Consider the following 20,093-nt stretch of genomic DNA (forward strand, 5'->3'; position numbering starts at 1 on the left):
CCTTAGTACAAAGAAATATTGAATAAAATCATTACTTTTTATTATTAGAGTTAGAAGAAAATAAAAATGCACCAAAAAATAATAATGGGAATATGGCAAATAAACGTATGTTAAAAGAATTATCATCAAAAATAATTGGCAAAGAAATATAAATTATAAATGTTATTACTAAAAATATTAGATAAATTTTTTTGTTAATACTCATATGTAAAACCTATAAAACAATTGCTATAAATGCTCTAGTAACAACATATGCAATTGTTTATTAAAACCGAAATTATTGGTTAACCCATTCGCTATACCATCTCTATAATTTTTCACTTGGCCTTTTAGCCTGTCAGCAACTGCCGGATCTTTAAAATCACTTCTACTATTATCAATCTCTTTTAAGAGTGCATCACCAATCTCTTTTCTTTGATTCATTTCTTTATCTATTTCATTTCTAGTTTCAGCATTCGCTTTACTAAAATCAATAGTAAAATATACAGGACCAGATAAAATCTCAGTAGCTACACTAGTAGTTACTAGTTTTTTAATTTGCTTATTCAATGTTAAATCTCCTTTTATATAATATTTCTCCCAAATTACTATATAAATTAACATTCTCAATATAAGTTTATCACAATCAAAATTCAATTAAGGTAGTGTAAATATCAAATTAAAGCATCCAACAACATTTATACAATATATCTAATATACGCCTTCAATTTGGCACAACTTCACAAAAAAGAGCGGTATATTGGAATAACCTTATCAGTATTATTTAATTTACATTTTGTATATGCACTTATTATTTACCCCTTTAAAATTTAGTTTTTTGTTGTGCATGAACAATAAATCACCAAAATTTATAAAAACTCTAATACTATAATCATTAAACAGTATTATCACACAATATAATTCCAAGAATTAACATTCATTATATATATTGTTAACAATTAATTGTTTCCATGCTATTCTTATACAAAAAGGTGATTATTAATGAGCTTACCTGTTGCGATAATATTAGGAATCATTGTTATACCTGTATACGCTTACTTTTGGGCATCTATATATCGTTGGGAAAATAATAGACGGGTAAAACGTAATAACTTCAAACCGATGACTAAAAAGTTATTCTATTGGAATTTATTGGTGCATAGTATTATTGCTGTAATTTTCGTTATTATTGCAATCTACTTAAGTTATTTTAAATAAGTTACTTTAAAACCTTATTACTGATTAAACAAGATATTTCTATAAATACCAACTTTTTGGGAATGGTATTTTGATAAACTTGCGCTTTTACATTTTTTGATATTGTCAATTATTATTTTTTTTACTAATGCAATCAGACTTTTTGTGTTTTGGTTATCTAGTCATATTCTAATAATAGACAGATGCTCCATTTTAGTGCATTAGCTCGTAAATTAACAAAATGCTAGAAAAGTTTTGTTGACCTCTTCAATTTTATGGATTTTAAAATTCAATGATCAAACAAAAATCCAATAAATCGTACCCATTACTTACATAAAGGAGCGTTATTATGGATATACTTATAGGAATCATAATCAAAATAATAGATATAATTGTAGCTATAGTAAGCATATTTGAACAGGAAACATCAAAGTTATTGAGTAAGATGTTTAGACGCAAGGATAAGAAAGCCGATGAGAAAAAAGAATAGCAGCAATAACTGTGTCCTATCATACGTACGCAAAATATAATAATACCTATTACGTTTACAAAGGGGTATCGCTGTGGAGTACATTATAGGTATAGTAATTAAAGCAATAAGCTTCATATTAAGTACAATGCTCGATGGTTACTTGTATTTTAAAGAGTTCATTAAAGAGAGAAAAAAGAATAAGGATTAACCATTTACTACGTGTCTTTTCACACGAACGTCCTATTTTAAGATTGTAGGATGCATAGTGAAATTTTAATTAAATAGCAATAATACTTGATTATAGGATTAGATTAATAATACACAGTGAAGGAGAAATGTGGAATGAAGAAAATTATTTACTTAATAATAGGCGTTTTATTTTTATTTTTAGTTTTAGGAGGAGTATTAGTAGTTATTGAAGATAAACCAAAAGATGCGTGGATAGATGTATTAATGATTATTGTATTTTCCACTTTGTCAATACTATGTTTTTTAAGATCTTATCGCTTACATAAAATGCACTCTATAACAAAAACAAAAAACAACGCTTCTGACAATACTATTTCAACAAATAACAAACACTCTAATGCTAGTAATTACAAAAAGAAGCAACAAAATCACGAAAATTTTCATTCTAACCTACCATCTACAAATGTTACCAAATCTGAGTTCGATACTAAACCAAAATTCAAATTAAAAAATTCAAAATATAGTAAATTAACAAAAATAAAACCAACTATTCATAGTGAAGCATTAGCAGACAAAAATATTTCCAACGAATCAGAACAGCTTACATCAAAATTATTAGATTTTAATTATACTAAAGCAAGAACGCTAACAGATTCTTTTGTAGTCTTAGATTTTGAAACAACTGGACTGAAATATGATGATAATGAGATTATACAATATGGTATAGCAGAGTTTAAAGGTGGTAAATTAATTAAAGAAAAATCTCAATTCTTTAAACCAAGCAAACCAATTAGCAAAAGAATTACAAAAATTACTGGTATCACTAACGAATTTTTAGAAGACAAACCTAGTTTAAATAAAGAATTATTAGAAGAATTACATGCGTACATTGCGAACAAGACCATTGTTGCTCACAACGCTTCATTTGATATGAGGTTTTTGCTCTATAATTTCTATAAATACAATATTGATCATAATAAATTTAGAGTCATTGATACTTTGAAGTTTTCTAGAAAATATATTAACGAAACACCAAATCATAAACTTGTCACATTAAAAGAACACTTCAATCTTGATGATGGAGTTTCTCACGATGCATTGAATGACTGTAGAGCCACAGGTAACTTAATGTTGTTATTGAACGAAAGATCAAATATATAATTCATAAAAGATTTCATTAAGCCAATAAGTAACATTCGTTTTTTATAATATGGTTTTACAACAAGTACTTACTTTAAGAACGGATAGCAAAAACAAGTAAAAAAATAGCGTGCCTATAGATAATTATAAAAAGGAATAATATTATAATAAAGGGAAATTAAAGATGAATTACAAGCTAAACGTAAATACTATTTAGAAGATAGTGAAGTAAAAGAGTTACTTGAATGCTTTTACTATCTAATTATGCATAAGAGTCACGCTACGCGCAAGCGTAACTATGAAATAGTTAAGGCATTAGTAGAATTTCAAATTAACAACAGTATGCGTATTAGCGAACTCCTAGCAATCAAGACAGACAATATAGACGTCCAGGATAAAACATTAGAAATTGATGGCACAATTAACTGGGTTACTGATGAAGAAACTGGAGCATTTGGCATTAAAGAAACCACTAAAACAAGTAAGAGTTATAGAACAATCGGACTCACAACTCAAAGTATTAATTTAATTAAAAACACTTATGTTGGAAAATAAAAAAGAGAATCAGTGGAATGATAAATTCATTGATAGAGGTTATATATTTACTAATACTGCTTGTAGCTCTATTGACTTAAATAAGGTGAACAATATAATTAAAGAAGCTACTGACATTAGTTCAATTAGCAAGCGTGTCACAACACACACATTACGTCATACACATATATCTACACTTGCACAGTTAGGAATAAACCTAAAAGCTATACAATATAGAGAGTTGGTCACAGTGATTATAAAACAACTTTAGAGATATACACCTTTGTTACAAATCAAATGGCTAAAGATATGATGAATAAACTAGAACAAGTAAAACATAGTTAATGCGCTCAAATTTGAGCGTATTTTTTATACTCAAAATTTCTTAAATTCTCACACTATGCGAATTTTTTGCGAATTTTTTAAATATAAAATATATAAAAATACCCCGCAAGCCTTAGCCTACGGGGTTTTCAGATACAATATCTATTATTGTTCTTCTTTAACATATGGTAATAATGCCATATGACGTGCACGTTTAATAGCTAAAGTCAACATACGTTGATATTTAGCTGAAGTACCTGTTACACGACGTGGTAAAATTTTACCGCGTTCTGAGATAAAACGTTTTAATAATTCTGTATCTTTATAGTCGATGTGTGTAATTCCGTTTGCTGTAAAATAACAAACTTTTTTACGACGACGTCCGCCTCTTCTTGGTCCACCTGCCATGGTAACTGCCTCCTTTTAAAATTTTTTTAGTTTTATACGTTCATTATAATTAGAATGGTAAATCATCATCACTAATATCAATAGGGCCGTTTGCATTTGCAAATGGGTTATCTGATTGATTATTGTTTGATGGATTATTGTTGTTATTGTTTTGATAAGAAGACGTATTTTGTCCGGATTGTTGTCCACCAAAATTTTGGAAATTATTATTTCCTTCTTGAGCATGACGCTGATTTTGGTTTTTAGGTTCAAGGAATTGAACACTATCACAGACAACTTCAGTTACAAATATACGACGACCTTCTTGGTTTTCGTAGCTACGTGATTGAATGCGACCGTCAACGCCAGCTAGACTACCTTTGAATAAGTAGTTATTTACATTTTCTGCTTGTTTTCTAAAAACAACGCAGTTAATGAAATCAGCTTCGCGTTCCCCTTGCGCATTTGTAAACGTACGATTTACTGCTAGAGTAAAAGTCGCAACACTCACGCCTGAGGGTGTTGTTCTATATTCTGGATCTTTCGTTAAACGACCGACTAAAACAACTCTATTTATCATTTAAACGACCCCCATTTATTATTTTCTTGTCTTATCTTCGTCTTCACGAATTACGATATAACGGATGATATCGTCTGTGATTTTAGCTAAACGTTGGAATTCGTCAGTCGCTTCATTGTCTTCAGTTTGGATACGTACGATGTTGTAGTAACCTTCACTGAAATCATTAATTTCATAAGCTAAACGACGTTTGCCCCAATCTTTAGTTTCTAAAACCTCTGATCCGTGAGAAGCTAAGATACCGTTGAAACGTTCAACGACAGCTTTTTTAGCATCTTCTTCAATGTTCGGACGAACGATGTACATAACTTCATATGTTCTCATTTTATAATTGCACCTCCTTGTGGTCTATGCGGCTCACCATCTTTGTGGTAAGCAAGGAATAATTTTCATTACTCACAATCAAGAATTATAGCACAGAGCTTTACATTTTACAATGATTATCAGACGTTCAAATTGACATTTTTATCTCATGTTTCATATGAAACATTTCATTACCTCAGCATCCTACAACTTCAATTTCACGCGATATTCCATCTAACTCATAAAATATTATATTCTTTTTTAAATGATTATAAATAAATTTAAAAGTTATTTCAGATAAACTTGATAAATCATTTTAATTCTAATAGCATATCATATACGTTCTTGATTTATATCATTAAAATCAAAGGACATGGTTACATAATTCAAAATTAATCAAAGGAGATTTATATGACTTCAGTTATTAAAAAAGGATTGCTGTCCATGAGTGTCCTGTTTGCAACTACAATAACATTTAATACTGTACATGCAACTGAAAATACAGCAAGCGAAAAAGGAACCATGGGATATGGCTATCAAAAGTATATTGAAAAACACCCTGAAGAAAAAAATAATGAAACTCAAGAAAGTGCCTTTCGTTCAAACGCCAATACAACCGCTACTGGTGAAAGGGTCTTAGATATTTCCGAATGGCAAGGTAAGCTTTCAGCACAACAAGTCAAAGATTTAAAAGCAAATTATGATTTCATTATTATTCGTGCACAATATGGTTCTGAAAAAGTCGATGCAACATTAGAACATAACTCAAATTTATTAGATAAGTATAACTTGGACTTTGGCGTTTATTCTTATAGTATGTACGAAAATCCCGATGATGCCAGATATGAAGCGCAAACTTTATACAATCGTGCACCTAAAGCCAGTTTTTATATCAATGATTTTGAAGAAAATACTGTGACATCGGGTACCGCTGATGAAAGTACAACTGCCTGGTATGACAAAATGCGTAGCCTTGCTGGAGATAAAAAAATCTTATTTTATTCATATGAAAACTTTATGAAAGAACATGCTTCAGAATCAGTGGGACAATATGATGGTTATTGGCTCGCTAACTATAACCAAGAGCAACCAACACAAGAACATGTGTTATGGCAATATACAGATAGCTATGCTTCACCTGAATTAAACCAAAATGTCGACGCAAATTATACGGGACCTGGTGTAGACACATCATGGTTTACATCTTAAGTTTTTCATCGCAGCATTCATAATGCTATTTTGATAAGTAAAACTTAGTACAACTAATGTCATGTCACTTTTACCTTTAACCAATATTCGTATCACCGTTTGTATTTATTCATACATCAAGGATTAAGAAGTATATATAGTTAAAATTTTAACCTACTACTAGTTAAGTTGAATGAAAATGTATCTAAGAACAAAATGAACATTCAAGACTCCCGGCATACTTACTTTCCAAATTTATGAAAAAAGCTTACGTGTTACCATATTAAGTAACACGTAAGCTTTTATTTTATACATTAAATCTAAAGTGAACGATGTCTCCATCTTTCATAATGTATTCTTTACCTTCTAATCTTTGTTTTCCAGCTTCTTTAGCACCATTTTCACCATTAAATTCTACATAATCATCGTAGCTCGTTACTTCTGCACGTATGAAGCCACGTTCAAAGTCAGTATGAATAATCCCTGCACATTGCGGTGCTGTCATACCTTTTATGAATGTCCAAGCACGTACTTCTTGTACACCTGCTGTAAAGTATGTTGCCAAACCTAATAAGTCATACGTTGTGCGAATTAAACGATCTAAACCAGGCTCTTCAATGCCTAAATCTTCTAAGAACATTGCTCTATCATCATCATCCAATGTAGCAATTTCTTCTTCAATCTTAGCACTGATAACAATGACTTCTGAGCTTTCTTTTTCAGCATATTCACGAATAGCTTGAACTTTTTCATTATCTTCATCGCCAATTTCGTCTTCTCCGACATTAGCAATATATAACATTTCTTTAGATGTTAATAATTGTGCTTGGTTTACATATTTTTGATCTTCTTCCGTAAAATCTAAACTTCTTACTGGATTACCTTCTTCTAAAGCTTCTTTAATTCTTGTTAAAATGCGAACTTCGTTAACAGCATCTTTATCTTTTTGTCTTGCCATTTTTTCTAATTTTGGTAGACGTTTCTCAACTGATTCCAAATCTGCCAATACAAGTTCCATATTGATAACTTCAATATCATCAATAGGATTAACGCGACCAGAAACATGCGTCACATTATCATCATCAAACGCACGTACGACTTGGCAAATCGCATCAACTTCACGAATATGTGATAAGAATTTATTTCCTAACCCTTCACCTTTTGAAGCCCCTTTAACAATACCGGCAATATCAGTAAATTCAAAAGTTGTTGGTATTGTTTTCTTGGGTTGTACCATATCTGTCAATACATCTAATCTATGATCTGGAACTTCAACAATCCCTACGTTAGGGTCAATCGTTGCGAATGGATAATTCGCTGCGAGCGCACCCGCTTTAGTAATTGCATTGAAAAGTGTTGACTTCCCTACGTTTGGAAGCCCAACGATACCTGCTGTTAGAGCCATTTATTCATTCTCCTTATTTTTCAGTATCTTGATGAGATACTAATATTTTTTTCAGTTTTTTATTAAACGTTTGTCGTGGAATCATAATGCTTCTTTGACAATTTTCACATTTTATTCGGATATCTGCGCCTACACGAATGATTTTAAAGCGATTCGTACCACAGGCGTGTTGCTTTTTCATCTCTACAATGTCATTTAAACCGTAATTTGATGTCATTCTGTCACTCCTCCGAATATTTAAGCGTTATTTTGTTGGTTTGGGTCATATTGTAACATCATCGGCTTAGGTGTTTTAATCTCTTTTTGCTTAAACAATTTCAATATCTCTTTTCTTAAAATACGCGCTCCGGAAGCACCTTCACCTGGAATTGTTTCAGCAGACACACTCAATACAATTTCATCTCGACTGATTGAATTGATACCAACGACTTGTGGTGTAGAGATAAACAAATAATAATTTGTTTGTATAGATTGAAAATAATCTGTGAGTACATTTTCTACTTGATCAATATCTTCCTCTACCGAAACTGGTATTTCGACAATTGCTTCACCATTGGTCACTGAATAATTTGTAATCTCACCCATACTGCCGTTTGGTAATGTCGTTAATTCACCTGTAATTGTATTTATTTTTGTCGATCTTAAACCTATGACTTTAACTGTACCTTCTGCAACAGTTGTACCACCGTTATTTATTTTAACATAATCTCCTACATCAAATTGATTTTCGAATATAATGAAGAAACCAGTGATAATATCTTTAACAACGGTTTGTGCACCAAAACCAACTGCTAAACCAACAACCCCAGCACTTGCGATAATACCTTCAACACTGATACCAAACTTGCTTAAAATGGTTGTTAACACTATAAACCATACCACATACGATACGATATTTTGAACTAATGATATTAATGTTGCTGAACGTTTTTTATTCGCTTTTTTGCCTTTATTTTGTATTTTGAAAAATTGCTCTATTCCTTTATTAATAAAACGCAATACTATCCACGCTACAATGATATATATCACAATCATAATGAGATTTGAAAGTAGCGTTTGATATGTTTCCGGTTTAGTTAAAGGTTCTATTAAGGAATACATAATACTTTTTATTTGATCCAATCATATTTCCTCCCTTAGTCAAAGACTCTTCTCATTTTATTATAATTATTTAAACTGTTAAACACATCCAACTTCCGACTAAATTTTAAATTTGTAAAACAAATACACAGATCATTTGAAGTATATATTTGATTTCATTTACATAGAAAGCATACTACAATTTATAGGATGATAATCAGAAACCATCATACTATCATTACTCTCTTTATACTATCAATTTTTAAATATAGTTTATATAATTTTCATGTTTAATTAAATTTAAATTATGTAATTTAAAAAAGACAAAAGAAAAAGAACCATAATTTAAAATTATGATTCTCTATTTCTCAGTAAGTCATATTACTATAAAAACACCTTGAAATAAAGGATTTTTCAGTTTTAGTCATCACTTTCATCAATCATTTTCTTTATTCGGCTATTTTTTTCTCAAGATTATTGTATAGTTTAAATATCATGACACGTTCACCTGTTTTAGAACTCAAATCAGTATGAAAGCCTTTGACTGCTTCACCAGTAACTGAAAAAACAATTTCATCAAGTGCCTCTATACCAGATTCTACAAGCTTAGATCTGGTGCGTTTAATTGTTAATAATCCTTCATGTGTCTCACAAACTTTATATTCAGCTTGTGTTAACACACCCTGCAAACTAACAATAATCATATCACGCAAAATATCAGTTTTCACAGACAGTGAACCACGACCAAGGAAGTCTTTTTCCCATTGTGTAATTGCTTTGCTGATTTCAGACTCATAGGTACCTTTAGTTGTTTTCATGTCGAATGCATCTCCCATAGAATCAAAATTAATTGTCGTATTATTTAATAATGCTAACATTATCATTTTTATATACTTTTCTCCATAGTTATGTGCAATTACCCAGAAAATAATATAACTATCGCTTACTTCTTCTGTCCTTTAAGAAATCAGAAAAACGTTTTTTAAGTTAATCAACTGACCAATGTTGCCAATCACCAAATTCATCAATACTTGCCAATTTAACCCAACCATTGTGCACCTTTTGATAAAAATCGTGTTGCTCATTTAATAGCTGTTTAATATAAGCATTGGGCGCATGCACGACGATGAGTAGTCTAATCGGAGAATGATACATTTTATTGTCTGCCGACATTACAGATTGCCAAGGTAGACCCGTCAACAAATCGCTCGCATTACCTTGCATAACGCCTATACCTGCCGTAATAGTCTGCGTTGTTTTACTACCGCTACTATAATAATGAGGTGCGACAGTTGAGGCATAATACTGTAGATTGATCCATTGTGCCACGGTGGCTGGACCGCTAATGATATTCGCTAAAAGGCTCCCATCATCATCTTGTTCCCAATCATAATTGTGTAAAAAGGCGCGCCCTTTTAAGTCGCTGTTTTTGGTTAAATCACGTGATCCTATAATAAATGAAGCGTTTCTCGCTAAGCCCCATTCGGGTCTAATCTCGCTCCAATCATTTGTTAAGCGATGTACTTCTTTGATTGGGTCTTGTTTTAAGATGTGATTGTCTGGTAATGCTTTCAATCGTTGTTCATTTGCGCGATAAGTAATATCAGGCATTGCGGCTTGAATTTGATTTAAAGCATTTTGTCCAGCTTTTGACATTGTTGGTACGTATATCCATTTTAATTCATCTGTAGATGTTTGGTGCTCCGCTGCCGCAAAGATAGTGTCTTCTGGAATGACAATACTTCGCTCATTTAATGCCGTTCTAACTTCAGTCGAGTTACAAAGCTGTGCTAATACCTTCGCGTTAAAACCACTAGCTGCACCACCACATGCACCACAATCAAGTGAAGAAGCATAATGATTATTCGCACTTTGACTGCCGTGTCCACACAATACGATTAATGGGGAAAACTCTAATTCCAAACCCATTAAACGCAACGCTTGTTGGACATAGTCCACTTTTTCTTCATTTGTAAAACCAACTGGTACACCTTCTTCATTAATATTGCAATGATCTAATGATAACGTTGTATCATTCGGTTTTTGTAACCAACCATCATAAAATTTTCGTATCAATTTACCGATAGGTCTCGGTGCGAAACTTCTTGAAAACATTTGAAGCGTTAACCAAGGGCCACTTAGTTCTGGTAAAAGTAAGCTCGGTAAAGCATTTTGTTTCATCTTTTTAAATGTATACGTTATCGATTTGAGTATGTGTTGATGCTGGCGAAAAGATGTAGGTTCTTGCTCATGCGTGTATTCTTTAATTTTATGTTGCGGTTGATTCATCACAGGTAAAGATGGGTGACTGTGGGATTGTCCCAGTTCTTCTTTGACAATGGGGAGTCCAAAAAACCCAGCAACACCGATTGTCTCAAATGCACCAGCCTCTTCTATTTGTCGACGAAAAGGTTCCGAGCGTACATCTATACAAAATGCCATTTGTACTTGTGGCTTTTGGCTTTCTTGCTCATTATCTTGGTTTGTGGTCACGGTCGCTTCTAATTGATGCTCATATGTTGCTTCCCAAGCCGTTAATAAAATTTGTCTGCGACCATGTTTTTCAAATTGTAATGCAAAATTTATATAAGCATTTTTTTCGGATTCAGATAATTGTTGCCATTGTTCACTGGTAAATATTCCAATATCAAGCCAATGCTCTGCTAATTCATCGTATTCATATGTTATTGAATTTTCTGGTAAATTCACGGGTAAATATGGCTCAACAATTGCCCATTCTATACCAAGACGAATAGCTAAATATGACAATAACATTTGATCAGCATTAGACGTTTGTTCATCTTGCCATAGCATCATACCAGCCCATCCAGGTAATGATAGCAAATGATTTTCCAAATATGTTTGATACTGTGCTTCAGCAATGTCTAACTTTTGTAGGACCATATGAATGAGCGCTTCAGCTTGACTTGGCAGTGTTTTCAACCGTGCGCGTTGTTGCTTGGTCAATGCTGGATCATGTTGTGCTAAACGTTGCCATGCAAAGAATAGACCTTTTTCTCTGTTAGGCATCGTCCATCCGGATTGTGCATCATCTAAATATAATTTGCACCATTTAATGACGTGATAATCTACAATATCTATCAATCGTCTACCATCTTTATCCATAAGATAGGTGCTCACTAATGGCACTGTATGAGTTTCATCATCTAAATTTATTGTTTCATTGTATTGATTCACTTGTTTTTTGTTTTCAGAATAACGCGTTACGTCTACAATATTAGACAAATCTAACATTGCTCTAGCATATCTTTCAGCAAATTGTCTATCTATCGAGAGCATCGATTGATTTAGCCATGTTTGTAACTTAAATTCAATCATATCTTTATCAATTTCATCACGTTGATATGCTTGTTCAAACATATGCATTGTAGGATAGATATCTACGTCACGGACATTTGTTAACCATTGCGCCACATCTTGAAATGCATACTGTTCTAAATTTGACCAAGGGTTTCGTGCGGCAAACACAGAAATAGGTGATAAAGGAACGATAACTCGGCTCGCTTTAGCAATTATTTGATCGATATTATCTTTATGTTGACTTTGGTTTGTCACTGCTTTATGTTTCCCCATTTTAGTGTCCTCCTTTTGACAAATAAGATTTTAAATAATTAGGATGACGTTCAACCGTTTCAATTTTTGCATCTCCTAAACGAACAATCCACATATACAAAATTGAAAATACGACAGAAGATCGGTGACGTGCTACCCACGTACTAATTAAGCTACCGAGCAATAAAATGAATGCTACGGCAATAACGATAAAAGCGGGTGGCTGCACGCTATGAATTGTCAAAGTATGTAATGCATCTGAAAAATAATGATGTACCACAAAATAAACTGCACCAACAACAATGAGTATCGACATACCCATGACACGCCCGAAATTACCTTCACCAAAAGCTACCAACTGTGTCCACGAGACAGATAAGGACCATGCTAAGATGAGACCACTTACCAGACGATAACTTTCTTCTGGTGCACTCAACCAAAAACCTAATCCAATTAGAAACGCTAAAATACGACCACTGACTATCCATACATAAGACATTCTTTCATTTGCACGACTCGGGACACTAAAATGACGCACTGCCGACCCAGAACGTAGAAACAAAGTCGCTTTAAATAAGCCATGTAAAATCAAGTGAATGATCGCAGGAATATATGCACCTAATGCACATTGAATTAGCATGAAGCCCATTTGGCCTATTGTAGAACCGACCAATAATCTTTTATAATCCACATGGACTAAACTAATACCTGCACCGAGTAATACTGAAATACTTGCAAAAATTAATAAAACAATAGATGCCATATCACCGCTAAAGATACCTGAAAATCTGGTTAACATAATACCGCCAGCATTAACGATACCAGCATGCATAATCGCAGAAACCGGTGTAGGTGCTGCTACAGATTCAATTAACCAACGTTGAAACGGCCATTGTGCCGCTGGAATCATAACAGCTAGTACAATGAGTAAATTAATGCCAAATTGTGCCAAACCACTAATCATGGATAGATGTGCTTCATTTAAGGCTACAGAATAATGCCATTCACCTGTCGATAATCCAATCCACAAAACAGCACTGATTAACGCAACCCAACTTAACAAGAATAATTTTCCTGTAACTTTTGCTGCCTCACGTGTAACTTTCCAGGCACTTGTTAAACTGATTAAAATCGTAAGTCCTAATAGTGTACATCCCCAACTGATTACCATCATTCTCATATCCGCAGTTAACCAAGCAAATGATGCAAAGGTAGTCGTGAAAGTAAATAAAGTGAAGTATTTTTTATAGCTCTTATCACCAGCTAGATAACGAATACAGTAACGTTGGATAATCACACCAATAACGAGGACAAAACCAACCATGAGCCAAGATAATACGTCAGAACGCCATATACCTACCTCTATATTTTTCTGTGACAATATAAGACCTAAGCTAGCTACAATTGCTGGCAATGCTACAATATAAATATGTATTCGAGCATATTTAGTCGGTACTTTTTTTATTAAGAAAAAGACACTACTTAAAATTGAAATAGTTAAAGTTAGAAATAATAATGTTAGAAAAATATGCGCGTCAATCATGATCAATCACCTTACCTTCTGTAATACGACATTTAAATTTATAATAGTAATACAACACTTGATTTAAAATTACATTTTCCACGAAAAAAAGCCGACAATTAATAATAAATCCATACTGACTTATTATCATTGTCGGCTTCATTACAACGCACTTATGACGAGTGTTTTGCTTTGCTACCTATTATATATTCATTTATTTGAGAATTTGCTTATTCTACATTTTATGCAGTAAGACATACAATTCCTTATATCCACCACTATTTATTCACTTTTTCAATTTGCCAATACTTTTATTAACAACTTGCTAAAGCTTTAATTATGTAGAAAAACATAGAAAAGTATGCTTGAATTTTTAACTTTTAATATTAATAAGATATAACGATTATTCGTGTTTGTCAAGATAGACAATAGGTTAAGCCGTGTTGTTTATAACTCTTTATACTTAAATGCTTGCTTCGAGGCAATAAATGAAAGCGCCATAACAATTAAGCCAATCACTGCAAAAATACCACCGTACCACAAGTTTTTACTAATTTCTTCTATAAGATTACCTGTCCCAGATAATATGGCCATACCTACAAAATAGTAAACAAAGAATAAAATGACTACGATAATGGATACAATCATAAATATGACATTTGATTTTTCTGCCCCCATTTTAAAAGTAAATGGGAAAATAAGCGAATACAACGCGATAAATCCTGTACCAAGTAACGCTGAATTCACACCACTTACTATACTCCCCGCAACAATTGCATTAATCACAAGTGATACCACCATACCTGTTAATGCTAATAAGCTATAAAATGCAAAATGACTACTCACATAAGTATTTCTGCTATAGGGTAATGTAGAAACAAAATACATCCACTTTGAGTCTTTTTCATTTTTTAAATTATCTGTTGCTGGTGATACTAAAAATATCATAGGCATGAAACTAGCCATTATTGGATTTGTAAAAGAGAAAAACAAACAAATTGGAATACTTAACAATAAATATATGTAAATTGATTTTTGATTTGTAAAATAATAACTCATTAAGTAACCTTTCATGCTAATTCTCCTCTCATTAATATCTTTGTGGCATCATCAATATTTTTTAATGGCTGTGCTAAATCTATATCTTTGTTTTGATTTACAAGTGCTTTTCCTGTACCTTTATGTATGCGATACGCAACAACATTACTGTGATTAACATCGAATTCTCCTTCTTCAAATGAAACAATGCCATAATCATTTAATAATGTATCTTTGTGCTCTTGTAATAAAATACGCCCATTTTTCATAAATACTAATTTATCTGCAAGCGTCTCAATATCTTCCGAAATATGAGATGAAATTAAAATACCATTACCTTTATCAACAAAATCTTCAAGTATTTCTAACACTTCCTCACGTCCAGAAACATCCATTCCTGCCGTAGCCTCGTCTAGAATTAAAAGTTTACTATCATGAGATAGTGCAATAGATATTGAGATTTTCATGCTCATACCACGGGAAAAAGTTTTAATCTGACGTTCTTTCGGTAATTCAAAATTCTCCAGCATTTCAAAAAAACGCTGTTCATCCCATGTGCGATAAATATTAGAAAATACTTTACTAATTTGCTTTGCATTAAGTTTATTAGGCAGTCGAAGATCATCAAATACAACGCCTAGATGCTCTTTATACGCATAATCCTCACGAGAAATCGGCGTATCAAAAAATTGAATGTCTCCAGCATCTGCAAATCTATTTCCCACCAATGTATTAATCAACGTAGATTTACCAGAACCATTTTTCCCAACAAGCCCTACCACTGTATTGGGTTCAATCGATAGATTAATCTGATTTAAATTAAAATCTGAATCAACGTAAGTCTTGTTTAAATTTTGTACATTGAGCAAATACTCCATAATAATCCCCCTTTTTTGATAAAAGCTTAACCTTTTACATGAAATCACTTTCTAAATTAACATAATACACCTAGCCAATTTACACAATACATTTCCTGAAAATATTTATTTTTATTATTTTTAATTAAATATATATCTAAATGCACAATTACTGGAAACATTAACTGATAATTATATTTAGATGGCAAAGCATCTCAAAAGCCGACACTAGCAAATCTCATAAATTTCATGTTTCCATCTGATAGACATAAATTTTGTTCCTGAATGAACATATTTTTAAAACAAGTAGTGAATCAAGATTGAAATCTGATGTATTTAAAATGACTGCAGACCCCTACTGCATCGAGAAGAAGTAGGGTTGAATGGGATAAAAGGCTGAGACTATTCTTTTGTCCCAGCCTTTTGCATGTCATATTTATACTTGAGCTATAAATGTTTATGTTTTTTGTATCCAACTTGTATCGCATAAAATGACGAAACCTTTTTATAAAAGCGAATGGCTCTTTTTATATCTTTTTTAAATACTACTTAATTATATCAATCAATTCTTTCTTCGCAGCTGAACGCGCTGGAATCCAACCAAATACGATACCGATCAATGTAGAAACACCTACAGCAATGAGCACTGAACTTAGACTAACCGCACTCTTAATATAATCTGGTGTTACTGCATCTACTAGACTTGCGACAAGTATGCCTATGATTAGACCTATGATACCGCCAATCACACAAAGTACAACACTTTCTACCAAGAATTGGACTTCAATGTCTCGCGCTTTTGCACCAAATGCACGACGTATCGCAATTTCTTCTGTACGCTCAGTAACTGAAATGTACATCACATTCATAACTCCAATACCAGCGATAAATAGTGAAATACCTGCAACAGCAGCTACAAAGTAAGTAATACCATCAAATACTTTGTTGATATTTTTCATGAATTCTTCCATATCTGTATAACTATAGTTTCCATCGCCTGCGCCTGAACCTTTTTTATTCAATTCTTTAGCGACTTTGTCAGCGACTTCTTTCTTATCAGCGCCATCTACTAATGATAATTGAAGTGATGGAAAATCTTGCGTTAACTGCCCCATATACCTATTAAATGTATTGGAAGGCATATGAACAGCTGAAGGGTTCATCGCATCGTTTACAATGCCTACAACTTCGAAACCTTGATTATCAATGTATAATGTTTTACCTATCGCATCATTATTGAATACATCTTTGGCAATTTTGTCATCAACGGTAACAACTTTTTTATTTAGTTCATTATCATCTTCATTAAAACCTTTGCCTTTTTCTGGGCTCGTCATTTCTTTTTTCTTTAAAATACTAACGTCGCCTTTTTTCTGGGCATTTGTCATTTTTGCAGAATAACCTTGATCGTCACTTTCTTTGATTTTTGCATCTGTAACACCATTCACTTGTTTAGCAATATCCAAATCTGACTGGCTAAAAGGATTATCTTTCGCACCTTCACCACTACTCGTCATATAGTTTACTGTAGCAGAATCTTTGCCTGCTCCTGTATCTTCAAATTGCTCTGACGCTGTTTGTTTAAACCCATTACCTAACGACATAATCGTAATAACAGCAGCAATACCAATGATGATACCAATCATAGTAAAAATATTACGTCGCTTATTCTTTAAAATGGATTTGAATGAAATGGCGATGATGTTCGATAAATTCTTCATTCAACCACCTCTTCTCTTTGTACACGACCATCTAGTATATGAATAATACGATCTGCCTTATCCGCTACTTTGCGATCATGTGTTACGAGAATCATCGTTGTGCGATGTTCTTTATTTAATTTCATAAACAAATCAATAATATCTTCAGACGTTTTTGAATCAAGTGCCCCTGTAGGTTCGTCAGCAATGATAAATTTCGGGTTATTGATGATTGCACGAGCAATGGCTACACGTTGTTGTTGCCCTCCTGATAATTTGTTAGGTACTAAATTTTCTTTATCATATAGTCCCACATCGTGTAATGTATTGATCACTTTTTCTTTACGTGCTTGAGACCCCAGTCCTGCATAAACTAAAGGAATACTTACATTTTCCAATATCGTATTGTTTTGAATTAATTTAAAGTTTTGGAAAACAAACCCTACTGTTTTATTTCTAATTTCTGCCAATTCGTTATCTGAACTTTTTTTATAATTCTCGCTATTAAACAAATAATCGCCTTCATAACCACGGTCAATAAAACCTAATATGTTAATGAGTGTACTTTTACCAGAACCTGAAGGCCCCATAATTGCTATGAATTCTCCTTCTTTAATGTTGATATTGATGTCTTTCAAAATGTGATTTTCTTCATCACCGTTTTTGAAATGTCTATTGATATCTACAAGTTCTATCATGATGACACCTCAACTTTGTCTCCATCATTCATAGATTTTTTAGGGTTTTTAATTAGTTTGTCACCTTTTTTCAGACCCTCTTTTACAAATATTTCACCGTTGACTTTATCAATTTTAATATCACGTTTTTCAACTTTATTGTTTTTACCTAGTACAAAAACATTATTGTCCTTAGTTAACACTGATTTTGGTAACTTGATTGCATCTAATGGCACTTCAACTTCCATAGAATAACCTGCACGTACAGGAATATCTATATCGCTAATGACGATTGTATATTTAGATGAATCTGAGTCACTGCCACCGCTTGGGTCCGAAACTGGATTAGAAGCTTGAGCACCACCGTCTTCTTCACTACCTGAACTAGCTGCTGCTCCGCCTCCAGATTTACTTAAACTTTCTTCATAACTTTTTGGCAACTCTGAAATTTTCTTGATTTCACCTTTACCTTTTTTACCAGTACTTGTTACTTTAACGTCTACTTTGTCGCCTTCTTTAATCTTTCCTAGATCAAATTCAGTCACTGTTGCTTTGATTTGTGGTTCATCTGCAACAAGTTGTAGAATAGGCTCTCCATCAGAGACATTTTCTCTATTTTGAATATCAATTTTACCGTCAAAAGCAGCATAAATACTGTCGTTCACTTGACGATCATACTGGTTAAGTTGTTGTTGTGCTTCCGCTCTTTCATTTTCATCTTTGGCGTTGTCCACTTTATCAACTAACTGCTGGCGTTTATTATTATTAATTTCATAATTGATGAGTGGATCACCTTGTTTAACTGATTGACCATCATCAACTTGTGTACTTACGTACGTTCCCAATTGACTGTTATTATTATATGTTTTAACTGATTTAGGTGAAGCTTTACCTTCTAAATTGAGTGGACTTTCTTTCTCCACTTTATATGTATCATAACCATCCTTTTTATCTGAGCTACTATTTGCTTGCCTTAAAATTAATGCAATTGCAATTAATACGATAACGACAATAACACCGATAATCCACATCCACTTTTTCTTCAATGCTAAAACACTCCTTTAAATTATTATTCATTTTAGATACTATCATAATCACACAACAAAAAATATAATGCATAACATTATTTTATATACAATATTTTTTGATAAATATATACCTAACAATATTGTAATATCAGCAATAGTAATCGAAAAGATTTTATTTTTTTAATTTTATTTAAAATTTTTCTTAAAAGTGTTTTAAAATATTGTAGGTAATGTTATGCTTTGGAAAATAATATATATAGGGGGCAAGGGATTCATGGAAAATTCTAACTTACCATTCGCACAACATTTTTCAAAATTACGCGAACAACCTAAATGGGGACTCAAATTAATCATTGCAATCGTAGTCATTGCACTCTCAACAACTGTTAGCGCATTATCTATCGATTACAATGAAATTTATCAAGATGCAGGTGCAAGTGCTCAAGATATGGGTAATATGCAAACGATTGGTTTAATTGGTGGCATCATCGCTGGTTTAATTGGTGGCATTTTTGGTATTGGTATTACATTTTTAATCTTTTTAGTTATTTCTAAAATAATGAAATCTGATGCAACCGCAAAACCTATCTTTTCTGCAACATTAAGTTTTACTATAATTACTGGCATCGTAGGTTTAATTGTTGCATTAATCCAATGGATTGCTGGTTTATCTCCTACTGATTATAATATTGCAAGCTTAAATGTCTTTGATAAAGGCAACCAAATGTTAGGCGCATTTAACTTACAAACACTAATCAGCGCATATGTATTTGGCATTATGCTCTTTGCGACGAATCGTTTGTCTAAAAAAGCTTCAATTATTTGGGCAATTGCATACATCATTGTATCCATTGGATTTGCCTTAATAGGAGCAAGTTTCCAATAATACATATATTTGCTAAAAAACATGGAACACTCGG

The 20,093-nt window shown here is 32.6% G+C and carries 19 protein-coding genes and 1 pseudogene; 5 read left to right on the forward strand and 15 right to left on the reverse strand.

The features are described 5' to 3' along the window. Positions 1–228: 228 nt before the first annotated feature. On the reverse strand, positions 229–549 hold the full coding sequence (locus CD150_RS07390; RefSeq protein WP_225792151.1) for a hypothetical protein: 321 nt from the start codon (positions 547–549) through the stop codon (positions 229–231). 432 nt (positions 550–981) lie between these two features. Between CD150_RS07390 and CD150_RS07395 the strand changes: the two genes are divergently transcribed. The 3 genes and pseudogenes from CD150_RS07395 to CD150_RS07405 all read left to right on the forward strand — a co-directional run. Continuing rightward, entirely contained in the window at positions 982–1,197 is a 216-nt protein-coding gene (locus tag CD150_RS07395; protein ID WP_064209655.1) for a hypothetical protein, read from the forward strand. Positions 1,198–1,990: 793 nt separating this feature from the next. Beyond that, positions 1,991–2,998 carry a 3'-5' exonuclease gene (locus tag CD150_RS07400; protein ID WP_073345233.1) on the forward strand — a complete coding sequence of 336 codons (1,008 nt, stop codon included), beginning with the start codon at positions 1,991–1,993 and terminating at the stop codon, positions 2,996–2,998. A gap of 159 nt (positions 2,999–3,157) precedes the next feature. After that, positions 3,158–3,856 (forward strand): annotated as a pseudogene (locus CD150_RS07405) (tyrosine-type recombinase/integrase); the annotation flags it as partial. 144 nt (positions 3,857–4,000) lie between these two features. On the opposite strand, the gene rpsR reads toward CD150_RS07405, so the two are convergent. From rpsR to rpsF, 3 genes are read right to left on the reverse strand one after another with little or no spacing between them, the layout of a single operon-like run. Then, a complete protein-coding gene (rpsR, locus tag CD150_RS07410) occupies positions 4,001–4,243 on the reverse strand; it encodes a 30S ribosomal protein S18 (RefSeq protein WP_042737618.1) in 243 nt (80 codons plus the stop codon). A 49-nt stretch (positions 4,244–4,292) separates the two neighbouring features. Further along, positions 4,293–4,802 carry a single-stranded DNA-binding protein gene (gene ssb, locus CD150_RS07415; RefSeq protein WP_046207091.1) on the reverse strand — a complete coding sequence of 170 codons (510 nt, stop codon included), beginning with the start codon at positions 4,800–4,802 and terminating at the stop codon, positions 4,293–4,295. Positions 4,803–4,820: 18 nt separating this feature from the next. Next, positions 4,821–5,126 (reverse strand): 30S ribosomal protein S6, encoded by a 306-nt coding sequence (rpsF, locus tag CD150_RS07420; RefSeq protein ID WP_019469843.1) that lies wholly within the window; start codon positions 5,124–5,126, stop codon positions 4,821–4,823. A 390-nt stretch (positions 5,127–5,516) separates the two neighbouring features. On the opposite strand from rpsF, the gene CD150_RS07425 reads away from it, so the two are divergent. Further along, positions 5,517–6,314, forward strand: coding sequence for a GH25 family lysozyme (locus tag CD150_RS07425; RefSeq protein ID WP_070657299.1), 798 nt, complete (start codon positions 5,517–5,519; stop codon positions 6,312–6,314). A 286-nt stretch (positions 6,315–6,600) separates the two neighbouring features. Here the strand turns inward: CD150_RS07425 and ychF are convergent, their stop codons facing one another. From ychF to CD150_RS07480, 11 genes are all read right to left on the reverse strand, one after another. Further along, positions 6,601–7,698 carry a redox-regulated ATPase YchF gene (ychF, locus tag CD150_RS07430; RefSeq protein WP_073345237.1) on the reverse strand — a complete coding sequence of 366 codons (1,098 nt, stop codon included), beginning with the start codon at positions 7,696–7,698 and terminating at the stop codon, positions 6,601–6,603. Between the two features lie 13 nt (positions 7,699–7,711). Further along, positions 7,712–7,915: a DUF951 domain-containing protein gene (locus CD150_RS07435; protein ID WP_019469840.1), complete on the reverse strand. Its 204-nt coding sequence runs from the start codon at positions 7,913–7,915 to the stop codon at positions 7,712–7,714. Between the two features lie 20 nt (positions 7,916–7,935). Then, complete coding sequence (locus CD150_RS07440; RefSeq protein ID WP_046207095.1) at positions 7,936–8,820, reverse strand: mechanosensitive ion channel family protein; 885 nt, start codon at positions 8,818–8,820, stop codon at positions 7,936–7,938. Between the two features lie 407 nt (positions 8,821–9,227). Beyond that, complete coding sequence (locus CD150_RS07445) at positions 9,228–9,596, reverse strand: Na-translocating system protein MpsC family protein (protein ID WP_073345484.1); 369 nt, start codon at positions 9,594–9,596, stop codon at positions 9,228–9,230. 169 nt (positions 9,597–9,765) lie between these two features. Further along, a complete protein-coding gene (locus tag CD150_RS07450; protein ID WP_103161463.1) occupies positions 9,766–12,372 on the reverse strand; it encodes a DUF2309 domain-containing protein in 2,607 nt (868 codons plus the stop codon). A gap of 1 nt (position 12,373) precedes the next feature. After that, a complete protein-coding gene (locus CD150_RS07455) occupies positions 12,374–13,894 on the reverse strand; it encodes an NADH dehydrogenase subunit 5 (protein WP_073345245.1) in 1,521 nt (506 codons plus the stop codon). Positions 13,895–14,320: 426 nt separating this feature from the next. Next, positions 14,321–14,947, reverse strand: coding sequence for an ABC-2 transporter permease (locus CD150_RS07460; RefSeq protein WP_070038414.1), 627 nt, complete (start codon positions 14,945–14,947; stop codon positions 14,321–14,323). Further along, the gene (locus CD150_RS07465) at positions 14,944–15,789 is read right to left on the reverse strand and encodes an ABC transporter ATP-binding protein (protein ID WP_073345249.1); all 846 of its coding nucleotides are present in this window, start codon (positions 15,787–15,789) and stop codon (positions 14,944–14,946) included. The genes CD150_RS07460 and CD150_RS07465 overlap by 4 nt, the downstream gene beginning before the upstream one ends. Positions 15,790–16,313: 524 nt before the next feature. Continuing rightward, complete coding sequence (locus CD150_RS07470) at positions 16,314–17,489, reverse strand: ABC transporter permease (RefSeq protein WP_073345253.1); 1,176 nt, start codon at positions 17,487–17,489, stop codon at positions 16,314–16,316. Further along, entirely contained in the window at positions 17,486–18,166 is a 681-nt protein-coding gene (locus CD150_RS07475) for an ABC transporter ATP-binding protein (protein WP_046207101.1), read from the reverse strand. Before CD150_RS07475 ends, CD150_RS07470 begins: the two co-directional genes overlap by 4 nt. Next, the gene (locus CD150_RS07480; RefSeq protein ID WP_046207102.1) at positions 18,163–19,191 is read right to left on the reverse strand and encodes an efflux RND transporter periplasmic adaptor subunit; all 1,029 of its coding nucleotides are present in this window, start codon (positions 19,189–19,191) and stop codon (positions 18,163–18,165) included. Before CD150_RS07480 ends, CD150_RS07475 begins: the two co-directional genes overlap by 4 nt. A gap of 256 nt (positions 19,192–19,447) precedes the next feature. Here CD150_RS07480 and CD150_RS07485 point away from each other — a divergent pair, with 256 nt between their 5' ends. Then, positions 19,448–20,059 carry a YIP1 family protein gene (locus tag CD150_RS07485; RefSeq protein WP_073345262.1) on the forward strand — a complete coding sequence of 204 codons (612 nt, stop codon included), beginning with the start codon at positions 19,448–19,450 and terminating at the stop codon, positions 20,057–20,059. Positions 20,060–20,093 lie beyond the last annotated feature (34 nt).

The sequence above is a fragment of the Staphylococcus ureilyticus genome, from assembly GCF_002902235.1.
GTDB classification, from domain to species: Bacteria; Bacillota; Bacilli; order Staphylococcales; family Staphylococcaceae; genus Staphylococcus; species Staphylococcus ureilyticus.